This window comes from Actinomycetospora lutea, assembly GCF_028737205.1.
Lineage (GTDB): Bacteria > Actinomycetota > Actinomycetes > Mycobacteriales > Pseudonocardiaceae > Actinomycetospora > Actinomycetospora lutea.
This window is the reverse complement of record NZ_JAQZAL010000007.1, coordinates 85,869-111,175: the sequence shown is the minus strand read 5'-3', so window position 1 is coordinate 111,175 and position 25,307 is coordinate 85,869. Positions and strand designations below refer to the sequence as shown.

22 protein-coding genes and 1 pseudogene are annotated in these 25,307 nt (G+C 75.7%); 22 read left to right on the top strand and 1 reads right to left on the bottom strand.

From position 1 onward, the window contains the following. The first annotated feature begins 23 nt into the window (after window positions 1–23). The 21 genes and pseudogenes from dacB to PHK61_RS09880 all read left to right on the top strand — a co-directional run bounded on the left by dacB (window position 24) and on the right by PHK61_RS09880 (window position 21,969). Window positions 24–1,490, top strand: a complete 1,467-nt coding sequence (gene dacB / locus PHK61_RS09980; protein ID WP_274280810.1) for a D-alanyl-D-alanine carboxypeptidase/D-alanyl-D-alanine endopeptidase — start codon at window positions 24–26, stop codon at window positions 1,488–1,490. Window positions 1,491–1,536: 46 nt separating this feature from the next. Next, the gene (locus PHK61_RS09975) at window positions 1,537–2,667 is read left to right on the top strand and encodes a zinc-dependent metalloprotease (protein WP_274280809.1); all 1,131 of its coding nucleotides are present in this window, start codon (window positions 1,537–1,539) and stop codon (window positions 2,665–2,667) included. A 6-nt stretch (window positions 2,668–2,673) separates the two neighbouring features. After that, window positions 2,674–3,690: a tRNA lysidine(34) synthetase TilS gene (tilS, locus tag PHK61_RS09970; RefSeq protein ID WP_274280808.1), complete on the top strand. Its 1,017-nt coding sequence runs from the start codon at window positions 2,674–2,676 to the stop codon at window positions 3,688–3,690. Window positions 3,691–3,704: 14 nt separating this feature from the next. Then, on the top strand, window positions 3,705–4,250 hold the full coding sequence (gene hpt, locus PHK61_RS09965) for a hypoxanthine phosphoribosyltransferase (RefSeq protein ID WP_274280807.1): 546 nt from the start codon (window positions 3,705–3,707) through the stop codon (window positions 4,248–4,250). Window positions 4,251–4,328: 78 nt separating this feature from the next. After that, window positions 4,329–5,984: an efflux RND transporter periplasmic adaptor subunit gene (locus PHK61_RS09960; protein WP_274280806.1), complete on the top strand. Its 1,656-nt coding sequence runs from the start codon at window positions 4,329–4,331 to the stop codon at window positions 5,982–5,984. Continuing rightward, entirely contained in the window at window positions 5,981–6,682 is a 702-nt protein-coding gene (locus PHK61_RS09955) for an ABC transporter ATP-binding protein (RefSeq protein ID WP_274280805.1), read from the top strand. The genes PHK61_RS09960 and PHK61_RS09955 overlap by 4 nt, the downstream gene beginning before the upstream one ends. 7 nt (window positions 6,683–6,689) lie before the next feature. Then, the gene (locus PHK61_RS09950) at window positions 6,690–7,898 is read left to right on the top strand and encodes an ABC transporter permease (RefSeq protein WP_274280804.1); all 1,209 of its coding nucleotides are present in this window, start codon (window positions 6,690–6,692) and stop codon (window positions 7,896–7,898) included. A gap of 22 nt (window positions 7,899–7,920) precedes the next feature. Continuing rightward, a complete protein-coding gene (locus PHK61_RS09945) occupies window positions 7,921–8,553 on the top strand; it encodes a hypothetical protein (RefSeq protein ID WP_274280803.1) in 633 nt (210 codons plus the stop codon). 211 nt (window positions 8,554–8,764) lie between these two features. Beyond that, the gene (locus PHK61_RS09940; RefSeq protein ID WP_274280802.1) at window positions 8,765–10,330 is read left to right on the top strand and encodes a helicase HerA-like domain-containing protein; all 1,566 of its coding nucleotides are present in this window, start codon (window positions 8,765–8,767) and stop codon (window positions 10,328–10,330) included. A gap of 186 nt (window positions 10,331–10,516) precedes the next feature. After that, window positions 10,517–13,102 (top strand): ATP-dependent zinc metalloprotease FtsH, encoded by a 2,586-nt coding sequence (gene ftsH, locus PHK61_RS09935; RefSeq protein WP_274280801.1) that lies wholly within the window; start codon window positions 10,517–10,519, stop codon window positions 13,100–13,102. A gap of 165 nt (window positions 13,103–13,267) precedes the next feature. After that, on the top strand, window positions 13,268–13,852 hold the full coding sequence (folE, locus tag PHK61_RS09930) for a GTP cyclohydrolase I FolE (RefSeq protein WP_274280912.1): 585 nt from the start codon (window positions 13,268–13,270) through the stop codon (window positions 13,850–13,852). A gap of 67 nt (window positions 13,853–13,919) precedes the next feature. After that, on the top strand, window positions 13,920–14,738 hold the full coding sequence (gene folP, locus PHK61_RS09925) for a dihydropteroate synthase (protein ID WP_274280800.1): 819 nt from the start codon (window positions 13,920–13,922) through the stop codon (window positions 14,736–14,738). Further along, window positions 14,735–15,103, top strand: coding sequence for a dihydroneopterin aldolase (folB, locus tag PHK61_RS09920; protein WP_274280799.1), 369 nt, complete (start codon window positions 14,735–14,737; stop codon window positions 15,101–15,103). The genes folP and folB overlap by 4 nt, the downstream gene beginning before the upstream one ends. Continuing rightward, window positions 15,100–15,609, top strand: a complete 510-nt coding sequence (folK, locus tag PHK61_RS09915; protein WP_274280798.1) for a 2-amino-4-hydroxy-6-hydroxymethyldihydropteridine diphosphokinase — start codon at window positions 15,100–15,102, stop codon at window positions 15,607–15,609. Before folB ends, folK begins: the two co-directional genes overlap by 4 nt. Further along, entirely contained in the window at window positions 15,606–16,088 is a 483-nt protein-coding gene (locus PHK61_RS09910) for a DUF3180 domain-containing protein (RefSeq protein ID WP_274280797.1), read from the top strand. Before folK ends, PHK61_RS09910 begins: the two co-directional genes overlap by 4 nt. Window positions 16,089–16,165: 77 nt before the next feature. Next, on the top strand, window positions 16,166–17,059 hold the full coding sequence (locus PHK61_RS09905; protein ID WP_274280796.1) for a DUF6779 domain-containing protein: 894 nt from the start codon (window positions 16,166–16,168) through the stop codon (window positions 17,057–17,059). A 138-nt stretch (window positions 17,060–17,197) separates the two neighbouring features. Next, a complete protein-coding gene (locus tag PHK61_RS09900) occupies window positions 17,198–18,439 on the top strand; it encodes a PrsW family intramembrane metalloprotease (RefSeq protein ID WP_274280795.1) in 1,242 nt (413 codons plus the stop codon). A gap of 296 nt (window positions 18,440–18,735) precedes the next feature. Continuing rightward, on the top strand, window positions 18,736–19,608 hold the full coding sequence (locus tag PHK61_RS09895) for a Rossmann-like and DUF2520 domain-containing protein (protein ID WP_420791378.1): 873 nt from the start codon (window positions 18,736–18,738) through the stop codon (window positions 19,606–19,608). A 14-nt stretch (window positions 19,609–19,622) separates the two neighbouring features. Then, window positions 19,623–20,522 carry a pantoate--beta-alanine ligase gene (panC, locus tag PHK61_RS09890; protein ID WP_274280911.1) on the top strand — a complete coding sequence of 300 codons (900 nt, stop codon included), beginning with the start codon at window positions 19,623–19,625 and terminating at the stop codon, window positions 20,520–20,522. A 1-nt stretch (window position 20,523) separates the two neighbouring features. Then, window positions 20,524–20,898 (top strand): annotated as a pseudogene (gene panD / locus PHK61_RS09885) (aspartate 1-decarboxylase); the annotation flags it as partial. A 246-nt stretch (window positions 20,899–21,144) separates the two neighbouring features. Further along, window positions 21,145–21,969, top strand: a complete 825-nt coding sequence (locus PHK61_RS09880; protein WP_274280793.1) for a type III pantothenate kinase — start codon at window positions 21,145–21,147, stop codon at window positions 21,967–21,969. Window positions 21,970–21,998: 29 nt separating this feature from the next. On the opposite strand, the gene PHK61_RS09875 is transcribed toward PHK61_RS09880, so the two are convergent. Continuing rightward, window positions 21,999–23,498 carry a helix-turn-helix domain-containing protein gene (locus PHK61_RS09875; protein WP_274280792.1) on the bottom strand — a complete coding sequence of 500 codons (1,500 nt, stop codon included), beginning with the start codon at window positions 23,496–23,498 and terminating at the stop codon, window positions 21,999–22,001. Window positions 23,499–23,762: 264 nt separating this feature from the next. Here PHK61_RS09875 and exaC point away from each other — a divergent pair, with 264 nt between their 5' ends. Beyond that, window positions 23,763–25,286 (top strand): acetaldehyde dehydrogenase ExaC, encoded by a 1,524-nt coding sequence (gene exaC / locus PHK61_RS09870; RefSeq protein WP_274280791.1) that lies wholly within the window; start codon window positions 23,763–23,765, stop codon window positions 25,284–25,286. The last annotated feature ends 21 nt before the right edge of the window (window positions 25,287–25,307 follow it).

The following is a 25,307-nucleotide window of genomic DNA, read 5'->3' as shown; positions in this document are numbered from 1 at the left end:
CAGGTGAGGAGGGGTGCGGGGTCGTGAGCGGCGAAGGACACCGCGCGGTCCCCGACGCGCCGTCCACCGTTCGCCGATGGGGGCTGCGCCTGCTGGCGGTCGCGGTCGTCCTCGCGCTGCTGGCCGGTGTCGTCGTCGGCCTCACGCTCACGGCGCCGTCGTTCGCCCGGGCGGCCGGGCTGCCCGTGACGCTGCTCGGCGGCGAGGCCGCCGACCCGCCCGACCCCTCGACGCCGCCGATCCGGCTGGCCGCCGTGGGCGCCGACGCGCCGGTGCCGACGCAGGCGGGCCTCGCGGCGGTGCTCGACGCGCGCGCCGCGGCGCTCGGCGACCTCACCGGCGCCGTCCTGGACCCCGCCACCGGCACCGCGCTGTGGAGCCGCCGGCCGAACGATCCCCAGGTACCGGCGTCGGTGACCAAGCTGCTGACCGGCTCGGCGGCCCTGCTGCGCCTCGACCCGACGATGCGGCTGACGACGTCGGTGGTCGCCGGACCGACCCCGGACACGATCGTGCTCGTCGCGGGCGGCGACCCGACCCTGTCCTCGCTGCCCGCCGGGCGCCAGACCGTCTACCCCGACGCCGCCCGCCTCGACGACCTCGTCGCCGCGGTGAGCGCGTCCCGGGCCGGCCAGCCGCCGGTGAAGCGCGTGCTCGTGGACGTCTCGCACTACGAGAACGGCGGCGGCAACGGCGTCGCCCCGGGCTGGGATCCCACCGACGTCGCCAGCGGGTTCGTCGCGCCGATCGTGCCGGTGATGCTCGACGGCGGGCGCAGCGACCCGACGGTGCTCGACGTGCCCCGCACCGCCACCCCGGCCTCCGACGCCGCCCGCGAGCTCGGCGCCCGCCTCACGCGGGGCGGCACGGCGCCCACCGTCGCCGTCGGCGCCGCCCCGCCGAACGCCCCGGTACTGGGCCGGGTGGCGTCGCCGCCGGTCACCGAGCTGGTCCGGACCGCACTGCAGAACTCCGACAACGTGCTCGCCGAAGCCCTCGGCCGCGAGGTCGCGCGCGCCGTGGGGGAGCCGACGACGTTCGACGGCGCGGCGCGGGCCGTCACCCGCGTGCTGGCCGAGGCGGGCATCGACACCACGGGGGTCGTGCTCGCCGACACCAGCGGGCTCTCGGTGAACGACCGCGTGCCCGCCACCGCGCTGTCCGGGGTTCTCGCGCCCGCCGCCGCCCCGACCGGCACCGACCCGCGCACCCCCGCGCTGCGCCCCCTGCTCGACGGGCTGCCCGTCGCCGGCGGGGGCGGCACCCTCGCCGACCGCTACGTCGCCGGCACGCCCAGCGCCGACGGCCGCGGCTGGGTGCGGGCCAAGACCGGGACCCTGACCGCGGCGAACGCGCTGGCCGGCGTCGTCGACACCGCCGACGGGCGCACGCTGGTCTTCTCGTTCATGAGCAACGGCGTCGACCCCGGCACCGCCCGGCCGCGCCTCGACGCCCTGGCCGCCGCCCTGCACGACTGCGGCTGCCGCTGAAGCCTGCTCACGCGGACCCCCGGGACCCGCGACGTACGGTGGAGCCGTGTCCGTCGACCTGACCTCCGCGCCCCGCGGCACGGGGCTGCCCGTCGACTGGGGCCTCGCGATCGCCACCGGCACGCGCCTGGTGCCCGCGGGGCCCGCGGTCTCGCCCGAGGAGGCCGCCGCCGAGGTGGCGCGCCTGCGCGACGGCGCCCGGATCTCCGAGCACCACGTGCGCGCGCTCACCGGCATGGGCGCCGACCTGCCGGTGCCCGAGGCCGACGTCGTCGACCGCCCCGGCTGGATCCACTCCGCGGTCGACGGGATCGCCGCGCTGCTCGCGGACGCGCCGCTGCCCGGACCGCCCGGCGGGATCGTCGGCAGCACGGTCGGGCGCGTCACGCGCTCGGCGGCCGGGCTGCAGATGGGCACGCTCCTGGCGTTCCTCGGCAGCCGCGTGCTCGGGCAGTACGACCCGTTCGGCAGGCCCCCGTCGCGGGGCGATCAGGGGAGCACGCCGAGAGGGGGAGCCGACCAGACGGAGGAGCGGGCCGGGCGCCTGCTGCTCGTGGCGCCGAACGTCGTCGCCGCCCGCCAGGCGCTCGACGTCGACGGCGACGACTTCGCGCTGTGGGTGTGCCTGCACGAGGCCACCCACCGGCTGCAGTTCACCGCCGTCGACTGGCTGCGCGGGTACTTCCAGGGTGAGGTCGCCACGTTCGCCGGCGGCTTCGACCGCACCGCCTCCGGCGCCGTCGACCGCCTGCCCGAGATCGTCAAGTCGATCCGCCGCGAGCCCCCGCGCGACGGGATGGCACTGGTCGAGATGTTCCAGGGCCCCGAGCAGCGCGCCGTCCTCGACCGCCTGCTCGCGCTGACCACCCTGCTCGAGGGCCACGCCGAGCACGTCATGGACGAGGTCGGCCCGGGCGTCGTGCCGTCGGTGTCCACGATCCGCGCGCGGTTCACCCACCGCCGCCGCGGCGGCAGCCTCGTCGACCGGCTCCTGCGCACGCTGCTGGGCGTCGACGCCAAGATCCGGCAGTACGAGCAGGGCCGCGTGTTCGTCGACCACGTCGTCGCCCGCGCGGGCATCGATGGGCTCAACGCGGTGTGGACCTCGCCGGACACCCTGCCCAAGCGCGCCGAGATCACCGACCCGGACGCCTGGCTCACCCGCGTCCACGGCTGAGCTCCCGTGGGACGCGTGCCGGCACCGGTCGCCGACGTCCGGCGCGCGGTGCGCGAGGCCCTGCCGGACGCGCGCGCCGCGTCGGAGCGCGCGGAACCCCCGTGGCTCGTCGCGTGCTCCGGCGGCGCGGACTCGCTCGCCCTCGCGGCCGCGACGGTGCACGTGGCGCCCGGCGAGGTGCACGGCGTCGTCGTCGACCACGGCCTGCAGGACGGCTCCGGTGGGCACGCGGCGCGGGCCGCGGGACAGCTGCGCGACCTCGGGGTGACGAGCGCGGAGGTCGTCGCCGTCGAGGTCGGCTCCGCGGGCGGGCCCGAGGCGGCCGCCCGCACGGCCCGGTACGCGGCGCTGCGCGCGGCCTCGCGGGCGCACGGGGACGCGCCGGTGCTGCTCGGGCACACGCTCGACGACCAGGCCGAGACGGTGCTGCTCGGGCTCGGCCGCGGCTCGGGGGCGCGCTCGCTCGCGGGCATGGCGGCGTGGGACCCGCCCTGGTGCCGGCCGCTGCTCGGCGTGCGCCGGGCGACGACCCGGGCGGCGTGCGCGGCCCTGGGCCTGCCCGTGTGGGACGACCCTCACAACGACGACCCGCGCTACGCCCGCGTCCGCCTGCGCCACGAGGTCCTGCCGGTGCTCGAGGACGCGCTCGGTGGCGGTGTCGCACCCGCCCTGGCCCGGACGGCCGCGCAGCTCGCCGACGACGACGCCGCGCTCTCCGCGCTGGCCGCGGGGCGCCTGGAGGTGCTCGCCGACGCCGACGGGTCGCTCGACGCGGTGGTCCTCGCCACCGACCCGCCCGCGGTGCGCCGCCGCGTCCTGCGGGCGTGGCTGACGGCGGCCGGGGCCCGGGAGCTCTCCGACGCGCACGTTCGTGCCGTGGACAGCGTCGTCGCGCACTGGCGGGGGCAGGGGGTGCCGCCGCTGCCGGGCGAGTTGGTGGTGGTGCGGGCGCATGGCAGGCTTCGGGTGCTCGTGGGCCAGATGGCCCCGGCCCGTCCTGCCGGGCCGTCCCCGACCCGGTGAGGAGCCCGACAACGGTGTACGACGGCGACATCGCGTCCGTACTGATCACCGAGGAGCAGATCCAGGACAAGATCGCCGAGCTCGCCGAGGAGATCGGCGCCACGCACGGCGGCGGCGACCAGGACCTCGTCCTCGTCGGCGTCCTCAAGGGCGCCGTGATGTTCATGACCGACCTCGCCCGCCGGCTGCCGGTGCCGACGCAGCTCGAGTTCATGGCCGTCAGCTCGTACGGGTCGTCGACCTCGTCCTCGGGGGTCGTGCGCATCCTCAAGGACCTCGACCGCGACATCTCCGGACGCCGCGTCCTCATCGTCGAGGACATCATCGACTCCGGGCTGACGCTCTCCTGGCTGCGCAAGAACCTCGAGTCGCGCGGCCCGGCCTCGCTCGACGTCGTGACCCTGCTGCGCAAGCCCGAGGCGGCCAAGCTCGACGTGGACGTCGCGTGGGTCGGGTTCGACATCCCGAACGAGTTCGTCGTGGGCTTCGGGCTCGACTACGGGGAGCGCTACCGCGACCTGCCCTACATCGGGACGCTGGATCCGAGCGTCTACGCCTGAGCGCGATCGCTGAATCCTCACTCAGCCGCCGGGACCCCGGCCGTCGGCGCCCGGTGACGACTGGATAGCGTCCGCCACATGGCGGGTGCGCGTCGCTCTCTGTGGCTCGTCAACGGGGCCATTGCTCTCGTGGTGCTGCTCGCGATCGGTGGCACGGTCGTCGCCCTCACGGCCAGCGGCGGCTCCGACGACACGGGGCTGCGGACCACGCCGGTCGGGCGGGGCACGGTCGCCGAGACCGTCACCGCCTCCGGCGCGGTGACCAGCGCCCGCAGCTCGACGCTCAACTTCGCCGCCGGCGGACGCGTGGAGGACGTGCGCGTCGCGGTCGGCGACCGCGTCACGGCCGGCGAGGTCCTGGCCACCCTCGATCCCGAGTACGCCGACGCCAACCTCGACGCCGCCCGCGCCCAGCGCGACGCCGCGCGCCAGCAGCTGCGCGACGCCCGCGAGGCGCGCGACAACCCGTCGACCACCGCGGCGGCGCCGGCCCCGGCCGCACAGCAGCCGGCCGCGGGCGTGCAGACGCCGACGGGGCAGACGACCGGGGGCGGCGTCACCCCACAGGGCCCGCCCGCCCAGCCGCAGTCGCAGCCGGCTCCGCCCGCCGAGCCCACCCACTCGAGCTCCCCGCCGCCCGGAGAACAGCCGCAACAGGGCGCTCCGGTCGTCGGCGTCAACGGGCTGCGCAGCATGCCCGCCGCCGGAGCCGAGGCCGCCCCGAAGGCCGCCCCGGCACCGACACCGACGCCGACCCCGGGCGCCGGCGCGTCGTCGGGAGCGGGCGCCGGCGGTGCGGCCGGCGGTGCGGCCGGCGGTGCGGCCGGCGGTGCGGGTGCCACGACCCCGGAGGGCCAGGTCGCGTCCGCGGAGGCGTCGCTGGCGCAGGCCGAGGCGTCGGTGATCCAGGCCGAGCGGGCCACCGAGGACCTCGAGCTCTCGTCGCCGCAGGACGGCACGGTCGTCAGTCTCGACATCGGGCCCGGCCAGCTGGTCCCGGCCGGCGGCACGACGACGAGCTCGACGTCGTCGGGCAACCCCACCGGCGGCACGCTGCCCGACGGCACCGCCGGGGGCACGGGCGCCGCGGCCGGCGCGGCCGCGGCGGGGGCGTCCGGGGCGAGCAGCGCCGGGGGCGGCGGGGCCACGGGCGGCGGCGGCTCCTCGGTCACGGGCTCGCCGAGCACGCCGGCCGCCGTGACCGTCCTCGACCTCACGTCGCTGCAGATCCGCGCGGACGTCCCCGAGCTCGACATCGGCCGGCTCCTGGTGGGCCAGCCGGTGGAGGTGTCGGTGAACGCGCTGCCCGGGCAGGCGCTGCCGGGCACCGTGACCGCGATCGACCTCCTGCCCGGCGCCGGCACGTCGGTGCAGTACGGCACCGTCGTCACGCTCACCGGCCCGCCGCCGAACCTGCGGCCCGGGATGTCGGCGAGCGTCGCGGTCACCGTCGCGCAGTCGCCGAACGTGACGTTCCTGCCGTCGGTGGCGGTCATCCCGATCGGCGGGGAGGGGGCGACCGCCGGCACGGTGCAGGTGCTCGGCCCCGACGGCACCCCGCAGCCCCGCACCGTGGCCCTGGGGCTGAGCTCCGACACGACCACCGAGGTCCGCTCGGGCCTCGCGCCGGGCGAGCTCGTCGTCCTGCCCGGCCCCGACACGGCCAACCCGTTCGGTCCCGGCCAGGGACCGCCGCCGAGCACCCAGGGCGGTCAGGGCGGCGGCGGGAGGTGACGGGCACCGGCGTCACGAACGTCCTCGACGTCCGGAAGCTCTCGAAGGTCTACGGCGCGGGCGACACCGCGGTCCACGCGCTGTGCGACGTCGACCTGACCGTGCGCCGCGGGGAGTACGTCGCGGTGATCGGCCATTCCGGGTCGGGCAAGTCGACGCTGCTCAACATGCTCGGCTGCCTCGACGCCCCGACCTCCGGGCGCTACCTGCTCGAGGGCCTCGACGTCGCCGACCTCGACGAGCGCCAGCAGGCCGTGCTGCGCAACCGGCAGATCGGGTTCGTGTTCCAGGCGTTCAACCTCATCCCGCGCACGACCGCGCTCGCCAACGTCGAGCTGCCGCTGGTCTACGCGGGGGTGGGCCGGCGGAGGCGACGCGAGCGGGCGATGGCCGCGCTCGCGCTCGTCGGGCTGCAGGGCCGCGAGGACCACCGCCCCAACGAGCTCTCCGGCGGCCAGCAGCAGCGCGTCGCGGTGGCACGGGCCCTCGTCACGTCCCCGGCCCTGCTGCTCGCCGACGAGCCCACCGGCAACCTCGACTCGCAGAGCACCGCCGACGCGCTCGGCCTCTTCGACCGCCTGCACGCCAGCGGCCGGACGATCGTGCTGATCACCCACGACGACGAGGTCGCCGAGCGCGCGGAACGGGTCGTGGTGGTCTCGGACGGCCGCCTGTCCGAAGCGCCGGCGCGGCGGTGAGCACAGGATGAGCGTCGTCGAGATCGTCCGCTTCGCGGTCCGCGGCCTCGTCGCGAACCGGCTGCGCTCGCTGCTCACGATGCTCGGGATCATCATCGGCATCGCGGCGGTCATCCTGCTCACCGCGCTGGGCAACGGCGCCTCGCAGTACATCCAGGGCCAGATCGCGGGCCTGGGCGCCAACAGCATCACGGTGCTGCCGCGCCAGCCCCCGGAGACCGCCGGCACCAGCGGGCGCCCGCTGACCACCGGCGACGTGCAGGCGCTCGCCGACCCGCAGGGCGCGCCGGACGTCGCGTCGGTCTCGCCCGTGGTGCAGCTGTCGACCTCGGTCGACGCGGGCCGGTCGCGCACCGACGCCATCGTCGTCGGCAGCACCCCGTCCTACTTCCCGGGCGCCAACGTCCAGGTCGGCACCGGCCGCGCCTACACCGACGTCGACGTCGAGGCCGGGCGCAAGGTCGTGCTGCTCGGCCGGACCGTCGCCGACGACCTCTTCGGCGTCGGCTCGGACCCCGTCGGCCGGGACGTGCTGGTGCGCGGGGTGCCGTTCGACGTGATCGGCACGCTCGCGCCCGCCGGCCAGGGGCAGGGCCTGGCGAACCCCGACGAGAACGTGCTCGCGCCGATCACGGCCGTGCAGGGCTCCCTGACCGGGTTCGGCGACCTGAGCCAGATCGTGGTGCAGGCGCGCTCGACCGAGGCGCAGGCCGCCGCCGAGAGCGAGATCAACTCGATCCTCGACCGCCGGCACGGCATCGAGGACTCCGAGAACCGCGACTACCAGGTGCTGTCGGCCCGCCAGCTCGCCGACGTCCTCGACGACACGCTCGGCGCGTTCACGCTGCTGCTCGCGGCCATCGCGGCGATCTCGCTGGTGGTCGGCGGCATCGGGATCACGAACATCATGCTGGTGTCGGTCACCGAGCGGACCCGCGAGATCGGCATCCGCAAGGCCCTGGGCGCGCCGCCGTCGGCGATCCTCGGCCAGTTCCTCGTCGAGTCGATCATCCTGAGCGTGGTCGGCGGCGTCCTCGGCGTCGCTGTCGGTTACGCGGGCACGCTCGTGCCGCTCGGCGACTTCCGCCCGGTCGTCCTGCCCTCCGCCGTCGTCGCCGCCGTCGGCGTCTCGGCCGCCATCGGCATCTTCTTCGGTGCCTACCCCGCCCGCCGCGCCGCGCGTCTGCGGCCGATCGAAGCCCTGCGCCGCGAGTGATGCGCAGCCTCGGGAGGACCTCGTGACCCAGCCTGCCAGCGACCAGCCCGCCAGCGACCAGCCCGCCAGCGACCAGCCCGGCGACCGGTCCGGCCGGACCGACGCCGCGGCCACCGAGCAGATCCCCGTGCCGCCGGCGGCCCGGCGCTCGGACCCGCCGCCGAGCAGCACCCGCACCGCGGAGCAGGAGCGCCCGGACCCGGACCGGGACGAGGACCGCACCCAGCAGGACCACGCGGTGACGGTGCTCGACGAGCCGATCGACAACGTGGACCTCGCGACCCGGCTGCGGCGCCCCGGGCTGGCGCGCTCGACGCGGATCCTGCTGCTGGTGCTCGGCGCGATCGTCTGCGTCGCGCTCGGCGCGTTCATCGGGCGCGCGACGGCCCCGGACACCGGGCCCGGATCGGTGCCCGACCTGCTGGGGGTGGTCGAGTCCGTGCAGCCCACCGGCGGCGGCTACCCGATCGTCACGATCCGCGCGGGCGACGGCACCCAGACCGCCCTGCGCACCACGGCCGGCACGAGCGTCGCGGTGCCCCGCCCCGACGGGCCGGCGGGCCTGCGCGTCGGGCAGCAGGTCACCGTGCACGCCGAGCGCGGCACCGACGGCGCGATCACCGCGGTGCGCGTCGACGTCCCCGCGGGCCCCTGAGGGGGCGTGTCCTGGGGTGGGGCAGCGAGGGACTCCCCGGCTGCGTGGCAGGCAGCGAGGGACGCCCTCGCACCGCGCCGGCGCCCGCCTCGCCGGCGCCCGCCGCGCCGGCACCCGCCTCATCGAGCGGGCGGATTCCCCGACGTCCACCGTCTGCGTGGCCGCCACGTTGATCCACCCCCGCGAGCGTCGACCCCGCTAGCCTGCCCCCGTGGCCGACCAGGGTGCTGCTGCAGAGATCGCCGCCGGGTACGCGACGGAGGGCGCGGCCCTCGAACTGGGGACCGTCGTCGTCGACGGCGCCGTCGACCCGTCCGCGAAGGTCCGGATCCCGTTCGCGACGCTGAACCGGCACGGTCTGGTGGCCGGCGCGACGGGCACGGGCAAGACGAAGACCCTGCAGAACCTCGCCGAGCAGTGCTCCGGGGCCGGGGTGCCGGTGCTGCTCGCGGACATCAAGGGCGACCTCTCGGGACTCGCCCGCCCGGGCGAGTCGAGCGACCGCGTCACCCAGCGCGCCACCGACACCGGCGACGACTGGACGCCGACCGCGTACCCCGTGCAGTTCCTCTCGCTGGGCGCGGGGATCGGGGTGCCGGTGCGCGCGACGATCACCGGGTTCGGGCCGATCCTGCTGGCGAAGGTCCTGGGCCTCAACGAGACCCAGGAGTCGACGCTCGGCCTGATCTTCCACTGGGCCGACCAGCAGGGCCGCGCGCTGCTGGACACCAAGGACCTCCGCTCGGTGATCCAGCACCTGCTCTCCGACGAGGGCAAGGAGGCGCTCAAGGGCATCGGCGGGGTGTCGACGTCGACGGCGGGCGTGATCCTGCGGGCGCTGGTCAACCTCGAGGCCCGCGGCGGGGACGAGTTCTTCGGGGAGCCCGAGTTCGACCCCGCCGACCTGCTCGTCGTCGAGCCCGACGGCAAGGGCCGGGTGACCCTGCTGGAGCTCGCCGACCAGCAGGCGGACCCGATGCTCTACTCGACGTTCCTCATGTGGCTGCTCGCCGAGCTCTTCGAGGACCTCCCCGAGGCCGGCGACATCGACAAGCCCAAGCTCGTCTTCTTCTTCGACGAGGCGCACCTGCTCTTCTCCGACGCGTCGAAGGCGTTCCTCGACCGGATCGAGCAGACGGTGAAGCTCATCCGCTCCAAGGGCGTCGGGGTCTTCTTCTGCACCCAGCAGCCCACCGACGTCCCCAACGACGTGCTCAGCCAGCTCGGCGCCCGGGTGCAGCACGCGCTGCGCGCCTTCACCCCCGACGACCAGAAGGCGCTCTCGCGCACGGCGCGCACGTACCCGAAGAGCACGGTCTACGACATCGAGACCTCGCTGACCTCGCTCGGCACCGGCGAGGCGATCGTCACCGTCCTCTCCGAGCGCGGTGCCCCGACGCCGGTGGCCTGGACGCGGGTGCGCGCACCGCGCTCGCTCATGGCCGCGATCGGCGAGCCGGCGGTCACCGAGGCGGCGAAGGCGTCGCCGCTGTGGGGCCGCTACGGCGAGCCGGTCGACCGCGAGTCGGCCTACGAGAAGCTCTCGGCGAGCACCGGGGCGACGACCGCGCCGACCCCGGCCGAGCCCGTCCCCGCCGACCAGCCCCCGCAGCCGGCCCCGCCCCAGGCGCCGCCGCCCGAGCAGGACGAGGGCCCCGGCTTCCTCGAGAAGGCCGCGAGCAACCCGGCGGTGAAGTCCTTCGTGCGCTCGCTGGCGAGCCAGCTCGGCCGCGAGATCACGCGGGGCCTGTTCGGCACCGCCCGTCGGCGGCGCTGAGGGCGGACCCCCGGCCTGTCCGGTTCGGCCGGTCGCGCGCGGACCGGTGTCGTGACCGGGGGGTACATTGAGCAGATCAGGGCCCCACGGACGTCCGTGCGTGCGCGGACCCCGAGCCGAGACGACTGACACCGACCGCAGGGTCCACCCGGGGAGGGTCGAGGGCCGCCTGGAGGCCGCAACCGCATGGACCGCAAGCGCCTTCTCCGCAATCCACTCATCTGGATCGTGGTGTTCTTCCTGGTCTACCTCGGGATCTCGTCGCTGCTCAGCGACACCCGCGGGTACACCGAGGCCCCGACGTCGCTCGCCCTGCAGCAGGTGGAGGCGCGCAACGCGTCCGAGATCACGATCGAGGACAAGGAACAGCGCCTGCGGCTGACGCTCACCAACCCGGTGCAGGTGCCGGGCGCCGATGGCGCGCAGCCGACGACGACCAACCAGATCTACGCGCAGTACCCGGCGGCCGCGACCGACCAGGTGTTCGCCCTGGTCCGCGACAACCCGGCCCCCTCGGGCTTCGACACCCGGGTCACGCAGGACTCGTTCCTGACCCAAATGTTGATCTACCTGATCCCGCTGGGCCTGGTCCTGCTGCTGCTGTTCTGGATGATGAACTCCCAGGGCGGGGGCAACCGCGTCCTGTCCTTCGGCAAGTCCAAGGCCAAGCAGCTCAACAAGGACATGCCGAAGACCACCTTCGCCGACGTCGCGGGCGCGAACGAGGCGGTGGAGGAGCTCTACGAGATCAAGGACTTCCTCCAGAACCCGACGCGCTACCAGCAGCTCGGCGCGAAGATCCCCAAGGGCGTCCTGCTCTACGGCCCGCCCGGCACCGGCAAGACGCTGCTGGCGCGCGCGGTCGCCGGCGAGGCGGGCGTGCCGTTCTACACGATCTCGGGCTCGGACTTCGTCGAGATGTTCGTCGGCGTCGGCGCCTCCCGCGTGCGCGACCTGTTCGAGCAGGCCAAGCAGAACTCCCCGTGCATCGTGTTCGTCGACGAGATCGACGCCGTCGGCCGCCACCGCGGCGCCGGCATGGGCGGCGGGCACGACGAGCGCGAGCAGACGCTCAACCAGCTGCTCGTCGAGATGGACGGGTTCGACTCCCGCGGCGGGATCATCCTCATCGCGGCCACCAACCGGCCCGACATCCTCGACCCCGCGCTGCTGCGCCCCGGCCGGTTCGACCGCCAGATCCCCGTGGCGGCGCCCGACCTCGCCGGCCGGCGCCAGATCCTGCAGGTGCACTCGGCGGGCAAGCCGCTCGCGCCGGACGCCGACCTCGACGGGCTGGCCAAGCGCACCGTCGGTTTCTCCGGCGCCGACCTCGCGAACGTCATCAACGAGGCCGCGCTGCTCACCGCCCGTCTCGGGCAGACGCAGATCACCGGCGCCGCCCTCGAGGAGTCGGTCGACCGCGTGATCGGCGGTCCGGCGCGCAAGAGCCGCATCATCTCCGAGCAGGAGAAGAAGGTCGCGGCCTACCACGAGGCGGGCCACGCGCTGGCCGCGTGGGCGATGCCCGACATCGAGCCTGTCTACAAGGTCACGATCCTGCCGCGCGGCCGCACCGGCGGGCACGCCCTCGTCGTCCCGGAGGACGACAAGGAGCTCATGACGCGCTCGGAGATGATCGCGCGCCTGGTGTTCGCGATGGGCGGGCGCTCGGCCGAGGAGCTCGTGTTCCACGAGCCGACCACGGGCGCGTCGTCCGACATCGAGCAGGCCACCAAGATCGCCCGCGCGATGGTCACCGAGTACGGCATGAGCGCCAAGCTCGGCGCGGTGAAGTACGGCCAGGAGCAGGGCGAGCCCTTCCTCGGCCGCACGGCGGGCCGCCAGGCCGACTACTCCCTCGAGGTCGCCCACGAGATCGACGAGGAGGTGCGCAAGCTCATCGAGGCGGCGCACACCGAGGCGTGGGACATCCTCAACACCCACCGCGACGCGCTCGACGCGCTGACCGGCGAGCTCATCGAGCACGAGACGCTGCAGCGTCGCGACCTCGAGCGCATCTTCGCGTCGGTCACCAAGCGCCCGCGCATCACGGCGTTCAACGACTTCGGCGAGCGCCTGCCCTCCGACCGCCCGCCGATCAAGACCCGCCGCGAGCTCGCCACCGAGCGCGGCGAGCCCTGGCCGCCGCCCGGCGAGGCCACCGACGCCGAGCGCACCGAGCGCACGGCGGTCGGCTCGGCCGCGGGCAACGGCAACGGCAGCGGCAACGGGCAGCCCGCGCACGGCGCCAACGGCAGCTACGCCGGCGCCCACGCAGCCGGCAACGGCCACGACACCGGCTACGGCACGGGTCAGCAGGGGCACGACGGCGGCTCGACCCCGACGCCCCCGGCCGGCATGCCGGCGACGGGCATCCCGGACGTCTACCGCACGGGCGCCAACGGGCGACGGGCCGGCGAGGGCGCCGACAAGCCGTCCTCGGTGGCCCCGAACTACGGCGCCCCGCCCGGGTGGACCCCGGCCACCGTCCCGCACGGCACCACCTGGAACCCCGGCGGCGCCGGGCGCTCCGGCAACGCCGGTCCGTACGGCGAGAGCGGGTCCGGCGGGTACGGCGACGGCGCGACCAGCCCGTACGGCACGTCACGCTCGGCTGGCGAGCCCGGCGCGAACCCGTACGGTGACCCGGATGGCCGTACCCGAGAGGGCCGGTCGGAGGGCCGCCACACCGGGACGTCCCCGGGCTGGGGCCACGACGGCACCAGCGGGGCCGACGGGGCCGGCGGCTCGTCCGACACCCCGCGCGGCTGAGACGGCCGAGGCTGAGAGGGGCCGGCGCGTCCGGACGGACGGGCCGGTCGGGTCGAGGGAGACCGCGAGGGAGACGTGACCACCAGTCAGGAGCTTGACGGCGACCTGGACGAGTCCCGGGTCCGCCCGACCGACGACGGCGCCGGCGGTCCGGTCGGGGCCGACGTGGCCCCGGAGTGGTCGGGGTTCGACGCCCCGCGCGCCGAAGCCGCCGTGCGCGAGCTGCTGCTCGCGATCGGTGAGGACCCGGACCGCGAGGGCCTGCGGGACACCCCGGCCCGCGTGGCGCGCTCGTACCGCGAGCTCTTCGCCGGGCTCCGCGCCGACCCGTCGCTGGTGCTCGAGCGGACGTTCTCCGAGGACCACGAGGAGCTGGTGCTCGTCCGCGACATCCCGATGTTCTCGATGTGCGAGCACCATCTGCTGCCCTTCCACGGGGTCGCGCACGTCGCCTACATCCCGGGCCCGCACGGGCACGTCACCGGACTGAGCAAGCTCGCCCGGCTCGTCGACCTCTACGCGCGCCGCCCGCAGGTCCAGGAGCGCCTGACCAGCCAGGTCGCCGACGCGCTGGACCACAAGCTCGACACGCGGGGCGCGCTCGTCGTGATCGACGCCGAGCACCAGTGCATGTCGGCGCGCGGCGTCCGCAAGCCCGGCGCCCGCACCACGACCTCGGCGGTCCGCGGCATCTTCAAGACGTCGGCCAGCACGCGGGCGGAGGCCCTCAACCTCATCCGGAGCGGCTGACGTGGGCGGTCCGCCCGATCCGACACCCCGCGCGCACCGCCTCCCGGAGCCGGGGCGCTGCGTGGTGATGGGCGTCCTGAACGTGACGCCCGACTCGTTCTCCGACGGCGGCCGGTGGCTCGACCGCGACCACGCGGTGGGCCACGGCATCGAGCTACACCGCCGCGGCGCGGACCTGGTCGACGTCGGCGGGGAGTCCACGCGGCCCGGGGCGGAGCGCATCGACGCCGAGACCGAGACCGGGCGCGTCGTGCCGGTGATCCGCGACCTCGTCGCCGACGGGGTGCGGGTCAGCGTCGACACCACGCGCGCGGCGGTCGCGACCGCCGCGGTCGAGGCCGGCGCCACGATGATCAACGACGTGTCCGGGGGCCTCGCCGACCCGCACATGGCCCGCACGGTCGCCGAGACCGGCGTGCCGTGGGTGATCATGCACTGGCGCGGGCCGAGCAACCGGATGGCCGAGCTCGCCTCCTACGAGGACGTGGTGGGCGAGGTCCGGGCCGAGATGGTCGAGCAGGTCGACCGCGCCGTGCTCGCGGGCGTCGACCCCGCGCTGCTCGTCCTCGACCCGGGGCTCGGGTTCGCGAAGACCGCCTCGCACAACTGGCAGCTGCTGCGCAAGCTCTCGGTGTTCACGGGGCTGGGGTTCCCGGTGCTGGTCGGGGCGTCGCGCAAGCGGTTCCTCGGCGCCCTGCTCGCCGACGACGACGGCACCCCGCGCCCGCCGGACGGCCGGGAGATCGCGACCGCGGCGGTGTCCGCGCTCGCGGCCGCGAACGGCGCGTGGGGCGTGCGCGTGCACGAGGTGGGCCCGTCGCTGGACGCGGTCGCGGTGGCGGCGGCCTGGTCGTGGGGGACGTCGCCGGCGGAGATCGAGCCGTGAGGGACCGCATCGAGCTGACGGGCGTGCGCGTGCGCGGGCACCACGGGGTGTTCGAGCACGAACGTCGCGACGGCCAGGACTTCGTGCTCGACCTGGCGCTCGAGGTCGACCTCACCGCGGCCGCGGCGTCCGACGACCTCGTCGACACGGTCGACTACGGCGCGCTGGCCGAGGGCGCCGCGGCGATCGTCGGCGGCCCGCCGCGCAAGCTGATCGAGGCGGTGGCCGGCGAGGTCGCCGACAGGGTGCTCGAGGACGAGCGGGTGGCCGCCGTCGAGGTCACGCTGCACAAGCCGCAGGCGCCGATCACGGTGCCGTTCGACGACATCGCGGTGGTGCTGCGGCGGGAGCGGAGCGGCCCGTGAGCCGTGCCGTCCTGTCCCTGGGATCGAACATCGGCGACCGCGCCGCGCACCTGCGCGGCGCGCTGGCGACCCTGCGCGCGGCGGGGGCGCGGGTGGTCGCGGTGTCGCCGGTCTACGCGACGGCGCCGTGGGGCGGGGTCGAGCAGGACGACTTCCTCAACGCCGTGGTCGTCGTCGAGGACCCGCACTCCCGGCCTCGCGACTGGCTGGCCCGCGCCCGCGCCGCGGAGAGCCGTGCGGGGCGCACGCGCGACGTGCGCTGGGGGCCGCGGACGCTCGACGTCGACGTCCTCGACGTGGACGGGACCACCGACGACGACCCCGAGCTGACGCTCCCGCACCCGCGCGCCCACGAGCGGGCGTTCGTGCTCGTGCCGTGGCTCGACGTCGACCCGGACGCCGAGGTCGCCGGTCGCGGCAAGGTCGCGGAGCTCCTGGCCGCGCTCCCGGCCGGCGAGCGCGACGGGGTGCGTCCCGACGGGACGGTGCTGGGGGCGGCGCGGTGAGGACGAGCACGAGCCCGTCGCTGCTGCTCGTGGCGGCCGTCGCCGCGGGCCTCGCGGTCAACGTGCTCCTGCAGGCCGCGTACGGCTCCCTGCCGCCGCTGCCGCTGCTCGCGGGCCTGACGCCGCTGGTCCTCGGGATCGCCGAGCTCGTGCTCGCCGTCGTCCTGCGCGCCCGCATCCGGCGGCGACCCGGCGCCCGCCCGGTCGACGCGCTGGCCACCGCCCGCGCGGTCGCGCTGGCCAAGGCGTCGTCGCTGGCGGGGGCGCTCGTCGGTGGCGCGTGGCTCGGTGTGCTGGCGTACGTGCTCCCGCTGCGCGACAGCGTCGACGCCGCGGGCGCGGACACCGCGAGCGCGATCGTCGGCGTCGTCGGGTCGGCGGTGCTCGTCGGGGCGGGGCTCTGGCTCGAGCACAGCCTGCGCACGCCCGACGACCCGCGCAGCGACGACCCCCACGACTCCGCCTGGGGCCGCTCGTGACCGCGGGTGCGGCGTCGCCGTCCTGGCGGGTGCGCCGGGGCCACGGGGCGGTCGAGGCGGCTCGGTACCCTGCAGCGATGAGCACCCCGGACGGGGAGCAGCGCGGACGCGCGGGCCCCGACCGCCGACGGGCCGCGCTGCTGAGTGCCGCGGCCGTGCTCGCCGCTCTCGCCGCCATGGCGGTGCTCCTCTCCGACGACGCCCGCCTGCTGCGCCTCGGTGTGGTGGCCGCGCTGTGGGCGGCGGTGATCGCGGGCGTCGCGCTCGCGCGCCGGGCCCGGGCGGAGGCCGAGCTCGCCGAGCAGGCCCGCGCGACCGGCGACGAGCTCGCCGCCGCGCGGGAGGAGGCCGAGGAGCGGATCGCCGGGCTCGAGCGCGAGGCCGACGAGCGCGTGGCGCGCGAGGTCGCGGCCCGCGAGGAGGCCGAGCAGGACGCGGCGTCCCTGCGCGAGGAGCTCGAGCGGGCCCGCAGCGGCGCCGACGCCGTGACGCTGCAGGGCATCGGGCTCCCCGTCGTCCCCTCCGTCCCGCCGCTCGCCCCCGCTCCGCGCCTGCGGGTCGTCGGCGACTCCCGCCCGCAGCCGGGCCTGCCCGCCGTCCCCCCGCCCGCGCCGCGCCGGCCGTCGACGCCCGTCGCGCCGGTGACCCCGGTCGCGCCGGTCGCGCCGGTCGCGCCCACCGCACCGGCACCGCGCGCCCCGGCGGCGACGGTGCGCCCGATCCAGCGCCCGGCGTCCCGGTCGCACCCCGAGGCCCCGCAGGCCGACCCGGCCGTGCTCGCCGCGGGCTCCTTCGTCGACCAGTACGTCCGCTCCGCCGGCTACGACGACCCGCCGGCCGACGAGCCCGAGGACCGCCGCCCCCGCCGCGCGCCGGCCGAGTCGACGACCACGGGTCGCACGGTCGCCGAGCTCCTCGCCGCGCACGCCGCCTCGGGCGGCACGGTCGGCCGCCGGCGCCGGGAGCCCTGAGCGTCGTGCGGGTACCGAAATGAACCCGACGGTCGCTGCTCCTGAGCGCGCGAACGCCGGGTCCGCGGCACGTCGGCGGAGTTCCGGGCACCCCCTCCGGCGGGCCGGGCGGGGGAGGAGTCGTTACCCTCCGGCAGAGTGATCGCCCCTCCCGTCCGCCTGGCGCCGCAGCAGCGCCGGACGCTCGTGTGGCCGGTCCTCGGCCTGATCGTCCTCGGCATGTGCGCCCTCGTGACGGTCGGGCTCGCGAGCACGGAGATCGGGGCCGTCGGCGTCGTCATCGGCGTGGTGCTCGCGCTGCTGCCGGTGGCGCCGGTCGTGGCGGCGTTCCTGTGGATCGACCGCTTCGAGCCCGAGCCGCCGCGCCTGCTCCTCGGCGCCTTCCTCTGGGGGGCGGGGCTGTCGGCGCTGGTCGCGGTCGTCATCAACTCCAGCGCGATCATCGCCGCGGAGCTGCTGCTCGGGCGGGGCCAGGGCGACCTCGTCGGCGCGGTGGTCTCGGCGCCGCTGGTCGAGGAGTTCGTCAAGGGCGCGTTCGTCGTCGGGCTGCTGCTCATCCGCCGCCGCGAGTTCGACGGGATCGTCGACGGCGTCGTCTACGCCGGGATCACGGCGGCCGGCTTCGCGTTCACCGAGAACATCATCTACTTCGGGCGCGCCTTCGCCGACGCGGAAGGTGCGGTCGGGCCCGCCGTGCTCGCGACGTTCGTGCTGCGCGGCGTGCTCTCGCCGTTCGCCCACCCCCTGTTCACGTCGATGATCGGCATCGGGGTCGGGATCGCCTCGCAGGCCCGGTCGCGGGTGGTCGGGACGCTCGCGGTGCTCGGGGGCTACGTGCTCGCGGTCGTCCTGCACGCGCTGTGGAACTCGTCGACGCAGCTCGGGGCCGGCTTCTTCGGCATCTACGTGCTGATCATGCTGCCACTGTTCGCCGGGATGATCGGGCTGGTCGTGTGGCAGCGACGCCGCGAGGCCGACGTCCTCGCCCGCCAGATGCCGGGGTTCGCCGCCGCCGGGTGGATCGCGCCGAGCGAGGTGCCGCTCCTCTCGAGCCTCGCGGGCCGGCGCCGCTGGCGGACCGCGGTGCACCGGCGCGCCGGCGCCCCGGCCGCCCGGGCCGTCGAGGACTACCAGCACGCCGTCACCGAGCTCGCCTTCTTGCGTGCCCGGGCCGAGCGGGGCGCGCTCCCGCCGCGCTCCGACTGGCACGCCGAGCTGCTCGACAACGTCGTGCGCACCCGCCTCGCGGCCGTCAACGCGCCCGGGGTCCAGGGCCCCACCGGCCCGCCGCCCGGGCCCGGTGGCCCGCCGCCGAACTGGCCGGGCGCGCCGCAGGGACCCGCGGGGCCCTACGGCGCCCACCGCCACCCCGGCGCCTGATCACCGCGCGGGGAGCGAGGGACTCCCTCGCTGCCTCCCACGCAGCGAACGACGCCCTCGCTGCCACGGGTCCGGCGCCCGCCAGCAGCACGTGAACCCGCTCACCGCGCCCGTCGCGGCGCCCCCGGACGGTTACCGTGGGCGTCAGTGATCGTCCGGTACCCGCGGGAGCGGGACGGGAACGAGCCGAACGAGTGAGGTGGCGCGTGGGCACCGACGGCGAGGGCGCCGGGCGGTGGGACGAGGGCGGCGAGGCCGGCCCGCACCCCACCCCTCGGGAAGGCTCACGGCTCGCGATCGGCGTGGTCTCCGCCGGGCGGGTCGGCGCGGTGCTGGGCGCCGCGCTCGCGAACGCCGGGCACGCGGTGGTCGCCGCCTCGGCGGTCTCCCGCGCCTCGCGCGCCCGCGCCGAGGAGCTGCTGCCCGGCGCCGAGATCCTCCCGCCCGACGAGGTCGTGCGCCGCGCCGACCTCGCCGTCCTGGCGGTCCCCGACGACGTGCTCCCGGGCCTCGTGCGCGGGCTCGCCGCGTCCGACTGCCTGCGGCCCGGCCAGATCGTCGTCCACACCTGCGGTTCGGCCGGCGTGGGCGTGCTCGCGCCCGCCGCCGAGCACGACGTGCTCCCGATCGCGCTGCACCCCGCGATGACGATCACCGGACGCCGCGAGGACGTCGCCCGCCTGACCGGCGCGTGCGTGGGGGTCACCGGGCCGGACGGGCTCGACGCCGACGCCGCCTGGCTCGTCGGCGAGGCCTTGGTCGTCGAGATGGGGGCCGAGCCCGTGCGCATCCCCGAGGCGATGCGCCCGCTCTACCACGCCGCGCTCGCGCACGGAGCGAACCACCTGGTCACGCTCGTGCGCGAGGCCGCCGAGATCCTGTCCCGCGCCGGCATCGAACCCGCCGAGCGCGTGCTCGCCCCGCTGCTGTCGGCGGCGCTGGACAACGCGCTGCGCCACGGCGACCGCGCGCTCACCGGCCCCGTCGTCCGCGGCGACGCCGGCACCGTCGCGACGCACCTGCGCCACCTCGACGACCGCGCCCCCGACGCGGCTCCGCTCTACCGGGCCCTGGCCCGGCGCACCGCCGAGCGCGCCCGCGCCGGCGGACTGGTCGACCCGGCCGCCGCGGACGACGTGGTGGCCGCCCTCGAGAGGCCCCGACCGTGACCCGACCCTCCAGCCTGCGCACGAACGACCTCGTCGGCCGGGCGCGCCCCCGGTACAGCGCCGACCGGCTGACCGTGCACCGCGACCCGAACGCCCTGCGCCGCGTCACGCGCGCGCTGCGCGCCGGCGGCCGGCGCGTGACGCTCGTGCCCACCATGGGTGCCCTGCACGAGGGCCACCGCGAGCTGATGCGCCGCGCCCGCGGCGTCCCCGGCGCCACCACCGTCGTGTCGATCTTCGTGAACCCGCGGCAGTTCGGGCCGGACGAGGACTTCGACCGCTACCCGCGCGCGTTCGAGGCCGACCTCGAGGTCTGCCGCGAGGAGGGCGTCGAGCTGGTCTTCGCGCCGTCGGTCGAGGACATGTACCCGGAGGGCTTCAGCACCTCGATCCACCCCGGGCCGCTGGGCGACGAGCTCGAGGGCGCCGTCCGGCCCGGGCACTTCGCCGGGATGCTCACGGTGGTCAACAAGCTCTTCGCGATCACCGTGGCCGACGTCGCGTTCTTCGGCGAGAAGGACTACCAGCAGCTCACGCTGATCCGCCGCATGGCCCGCGACCTCGACGTCGACATCCACGTCGTGGGCGTCCCCACGGTCCGCGAGACCGACGGGCTGGCCCTGTCGAGCCGCAACGCCTACCTCGGCGAGAGCGAGCGCCGGGCCGCCGTCGCCCTGTCCGCGGCGCTCTCGGCCGGGCAGTACGCCGGCGAGCAGGGCCCGCAGGCCGTGCTCGACGCCGCTCGGCAGGTCCTCGCCGCCGAGCCGGGCCTGCAGGTCGACTACCTCGAGCTGCGCGACGAGGACCTCGGCCCCACCCCCGACATCGGTCCGGCGCGGCTGCTGGTCGCCGCCCGGGCCGGCCGCACCCGCCTGATCGACAACGTCGCCGTGTCCCTCGTGAGGAGAGTCTGACGTGCAGCGCACGATGCTGAAGTCCAAGATCCACCGCGCGACGGTGACGGACGCGAACCTGCACTACGTCGGGTCGGTGACCGTCGACGAGGACCTCATGCGGGCGGCCGACCTGCTGCCCGGCGAGCAGGTCGCCATCGTCGACGTCACCAACGGCGCGCGCCTCGAGACCTACGTGATCACCGGGCCCGCCGGTTCCGGCGTGATCGGGATCAACGGCGCCGCCGCGCACCTCGTCTCGCCCGGCGACCTCGTCATCCTCATCTCCTACGGGGTGATGGACGACGCGGAGGCCCGCACCTACCAGCCGCGGGTGGTGTTCGTCGACGAGGCCAACCGCGTCGTCGACCGCGGCACCGACCCGACCCACGTGCCCGACGCCGCCCCGACCACGTCGCTGCTGCGCCCCGGCGCGGAGGCCCAGGGGGCGCGCCCGGCGCGGCGCCACGGGGCCGCCGCGGGTCCGGCGATGACCACGATCAGCGGCAGCAGCCGGCACGCCGACCCGCAGGAGCAGCCCGCGCAGGGACGCCGCCGCCGCGACGGCTCGGAGACCACCGACGCCCGGCGGCTCGACGCGCTGCTCTCCGCGGACCACTGAGGGCGCTGACCCGGACAGACAGTGCTCCTCTGCATCGACGTCGGGAACACGCAGACCGCGCTCGCCCTCTACCCCGGGGACGGGCCCGCCGTCTGGGACGCCCGGCTGCGCACCGAGCCCCGCGCCACCGGCGACGAGATGGCGCTGCTCGTGCGCGGCCTGCTCGGGACCCGTGTCGGTGACGTGACGGCCGTGGCGGCGCTGTCGACGGTGCCGGCGCTACTGCGCGAGCTGCGCGGCATGGTCACCCGGCACTTCGCCGGGCTCGACCACCTGCTCGTCGAACCGGGGGTGCGCACCGGCGTGCCGCTGCTCGTCGACAACCCCAAGGAGGTCGGCGCCGACCGCGTCGTCCAGGTCCTCGCCGCGTTCGAGCGCCACGGCGGGCCCTGCGTCGTCGTCACCTTCGGCACCTCGACGACGGTGGACGGGGTGTCGGCGCGCGGGGAGTTCCTCGGCGGGGCGATCGCCGCCGGCGTCGCGGTGTCCGCCGAGGCCCTGGCGATCCGGGCGGCGGCGCTGCGCCCGGTCGAGCTCGTCGTGCCGCGCTCGGTGCTCGGGCGCAACACGGTCGAGAGCATGCAGGCGGGGCTCGTGCTCGGGGCCGCGGCGCAGGTCGACGGCCTCGTGGCGCGGGTCGGCCGCGAGCTCACCGCGCGCGATCCCGAGGGCCGCGCCCCGGTCGCGGTCGTCGCCTCGGGCGGGCTCGCGCCGGTGGTCGTCGACGAGTGCGCGACGGTCACCGACCACGTCCCCGACCTGACCCTGCTGGGCCTGCGCTCGGTGCACCGGCGCTGGCTCGAACGGGCGCAGGGCCGCGCGGCGCGCCGCGCCGCCCGCTCCTGAGCGCTCGGTAGCGCAGCGCAGCCGAGCGCTCAGCGACCGGCCAGCTCGTCGCGGCGCGGGTCGCCGTCGGGCAGCAGGAGGCGCAGGCGCTCGGCGAGCTCGGGGTCGGTGCCGGCGGCGCCGGCGAGCGCCCAGAGCGCCTCGACGTCGCCCCGACGCAGGACCGCGCTGCGCACGGCCACGTCGAGGTGGTCGCGCTCCTCGCGCACGCCGGGGGCGTCGGAGGTGGGCAGCAGCGGGCCGCGGCGCAGCACCGCGGGCGGGGGCAGGCGGCGGTCGCGCAGCGCCGCGCGGACGTCGAGGAAGTCGGCGTCGACGCGGGCGCGCAGCCGGTAGGGCTGGGTGCTGATGATCGAGCTGCCGAGCGCGTTGCGCAGCCGGTGCACCTCGGAGCGCACGGTCACCGGGTTGCCGGCGTCGCCGTAGAGCGCCTGGGCCAGCCCGTCGGCGGTGAGCCCGTCGGGGTGCAGCGCCAGTACGACCAGCATCTCGGCGTGGCGCAGGCTCAGCCGCACCGGGCGCCCGTCGAGGCGGGCGACCGGGCGCTCGGCGCCGAGGAAGGTCAGCGACAGGGTCGGCCCCTGCGCGGCGCGCGGCGCCAGGCGCAGCAGCCAGCCCTCGGCGAGCGGCTCGACGACGCCCTCGCGGCGCTCGCCGAGGTCGACCCGCCCGCCGCCGTCGGGGATGTCGAGACGCTCGGGCAGCCAGTCGGCCGACTGGGTGGTGATGACGCGCCCGCCGGGGGCGAGCAGGGCGCCCGGGGCGCCGCGCAGGCCCTCGAGGTGGGGCAGGTTGCGGTGGCGCAGCCGCTCGTCGCGCTCGACCAGGCGGGCCCGCAGGTGCACCTCGGCGAGCTCCGCGGCCGCCTTGACCAGGGCGAGCGTGCTGGGGTGGAACGTCTGCAGCGGCCCCGTGAGGTCGATGGCCGCGACGACCTCGCCGCTGTCGGGGTCGTGGATCGGGGCCGCCGCGCACGTCCACGAGTGGTAGAGCTTCACCAGGTGCTCGGCGGAGTGGATCTGCACGGCGTTGCCCGACGCGAGCGCGGTGCCCATCGCGTTGGTGCCCACCGAGTCCTCGCTCCAGCGCGTGCCCTCGACGAGCTCGAACTGCTCGGCGCGCCGCAACACGGTGCGGTTGCCCTCGCGCCAGAGGATGTGCCCGCGCACGTCGGTCACGATCATCATGTGCACGGCGTCGTCGGCGACGTCGAGCAGCGTGCGCCGCAGCAGCGGCAGCACCGGGGCGAGCAGGTGGCACCCGCGGACGTCGCGGAGCTCGTCGTCCTCGTAGACGTGCTGGGGACGCCCGCGCTCGGGGTCGATGTGCGCGTCGAGCGAGCGCTGCCACGACGCCGACACGACGTCGCGCGGGGCGCCCGGACCGGTGGTGCCGGACAGCACGGCGTCGCGGATGCGTTCGAGCAGGCGGGCGCGCTCCAGCGGGTCGGAGGGCTCGAGGCGGGTGGACAGCGTCCCGGGCACGGTCAGGCGGGCGGTCCCGCGTGCGCCCCGCTCGCGCTCCGGCATCGGCGCCCCCTGCGCTGGACACGACGGCCGGCGGCGCCGTCGTGGCACCGATCCTGCCCCGCCCTGGGGGTCCGGGGGACCCCTCCCGACGCATGGTGCTGGATCCCCTCCGGTAAGGCAACCCTACATCAAAACCGCGAACGCGGGTCCAGTGCAAGGTCAGCGCCGCATCCGCGTTGCAACGCCCGTGCAACCCTTCCGTCCCTAGTGTCCGCGGTCACGCAGCGCCACAGCGCGAGAGCCCACAACGTGGAGGAAACACCGATGGCCATCTACGCGGCACCGGGGTCGGCGGACAGCGTCGTCACGTTCCAGCCCCGCTACGACCACTACATCGGCGGCGTGTACGTCGCGCCGGTGAAGGGTCAGTACTTCGAGAACCCCACCCCGCAGACGGGCCAGACGTTCACCGAGGTGGCCCGCGGCACGGCCGAGGACGTCGAGAAGGCCCTGGACGCGGCCCACGCCGCCGCGCCGGCCTGGGGCCGGACCTCGACCACCGAGCGAGCCAACATCCTCAACAAGATGGCGGACCGCATCGAGGCGAACCTCGAGAAGGTCGCGGTCGCCGAGAGCTGGGAGAACGGCAAGGCGGTTCGCGAGACCCTCGTCGCCGACATCCCGCTCGCCATCGACCACCTGCGCTACTTCGCCGGCGCGATCCGCGCCCAGGAGGGCCACCTCTCGCAGATCGACGAGGACACGGTCGCCTACCACTTCCAGGAGCCCCTGGGCGTCGTCGGCCAGATCATCCCGTGGAACTTCCCGATCCTCATGGCGATCTGGAAGCTCGCCCCGGCGCTCGCCGCGGGCAACGCGGTCGTCCTCAAGCCCGCCGAGCAGACGCCGGCCTCGATCCACGTCCTGATCGACGTCATCGGCGACCTGCTCCCGCCCGGTGTGCTCAACATCGTCAACGGCTTCGGCGTCGAGGCGGGCAAGCCGCTCGCCTCGTCCCCGCGCATCCGCAAGATCGCCTTCACCGGCGAGACCACGACCGGGCGCCTGATCTCCCAGTACGCCTCGGAGAACCTCATCCCGGTCACGCTCGAGCTCGGCGGCAAGAGCCCGAACATCTTCTTCGACGACGTCGCCGCGTACCAGGACGCCTTCTACGACAAGGCGCTCGAGGGCTTCGCGATGTTCGCCCTCAACCAGGGCGAGGTCTGCACCTGCCCGTCGCGTGCCCTCGTCCAGGGCGGCATCTTCGACGAGTTCGTGGCGCAGGGCGTCAAGCGCGCCGAGCAGGTCAAGATGGGCAACCCGCTCGACACCGACACGATGATGGGCGCGCAGGCCTCGAACGACCAGCTCGAGAAGATCCTCTCCTACATCGACATCGGCCGTCAGGAGGGCGCCAAGGTCCTCACCGGCGGCGAGCGGGCCGACCTCGGCGGCGACCTCTCGGGCGGCTACTACGTCCAGCCCACCGTGTTCGAGGGCGACAACTCGATGCGGATCTTCCAGGAGGAGATCTTCGGTCCGGTGCTGTCGGTGACCCGGTTCTCCGACTACGCCGACGCCATGAAGATCGCGAACGACACGCTCTACGGCCTCGGCGCCGGCGTGTGGTCGCGTGACGCGAACACGGCCTACCGCGCGGGCCGCGAGATCCAGGCCGGCCGCGTCTGGGTGAACAACTACCACGCCTACCCGGCCCACGCGGCCTTCGGCGGGTACAAGCAGTCGGGCATCGGCCGCGAGAACCACAAGATGATGCTCGACCACTACCAGCAGACCAAGAACATCCTGCAGAGCTACTCGGACGACGCGCTGGGGTTCTTCTGATCGGTCCGCGGGTTCCCCGGG

Coding starts and splice junctions, on each gene's coding strand:
- PHK61_RS09875 (WP_274280792.1), bottom strand. CDS start 23,498: ATGCCGGAGCGCGAGCGGGGCGCACGCGGGACCGCCCGCCTGACCGTG.
- ftsH (WP_274280801.1), top strand. CDS start 10,517: ATGGACCGCAAGCGCCTTCTCCGCAATCCACTCATCTGGATCGTGGTG.
- PHK61_RS09950 (WP_274280804.1), top strand. CDS start 6,690: ATGAGCGTCGTCGAGATCGTCCGCTTCGCGGTCCGCGGCCTCGTCGCG.
- PHK61_RS09960 (WP_274280806.1), top strand. CDS start 4,329: ATGGCGGGTGCGCGTCGCTCTCTGTGGCTCGTCAACGGGGCCATTGCT.
- folP (WP_274280800.1), top strand. CDS start 13,920: ATGGGCGTCCTGAACGTGACGCCCGACTCGTTCTCCGACGGCGGCCGG.
- exaC (WP_274280791.1), top strand. CDS start 23,763: ATGGCCATCTACGCGGCACCGGGGTCGGCGGACAGCGTCGTCACGTTC.
- PHK61_RS09905 (WP_274280796.1), top strand. CDS start 16,166: ATGAGCACCCCGGACGGGGAGCAGCGCGGACGCGCGGGCCCCGACCGC.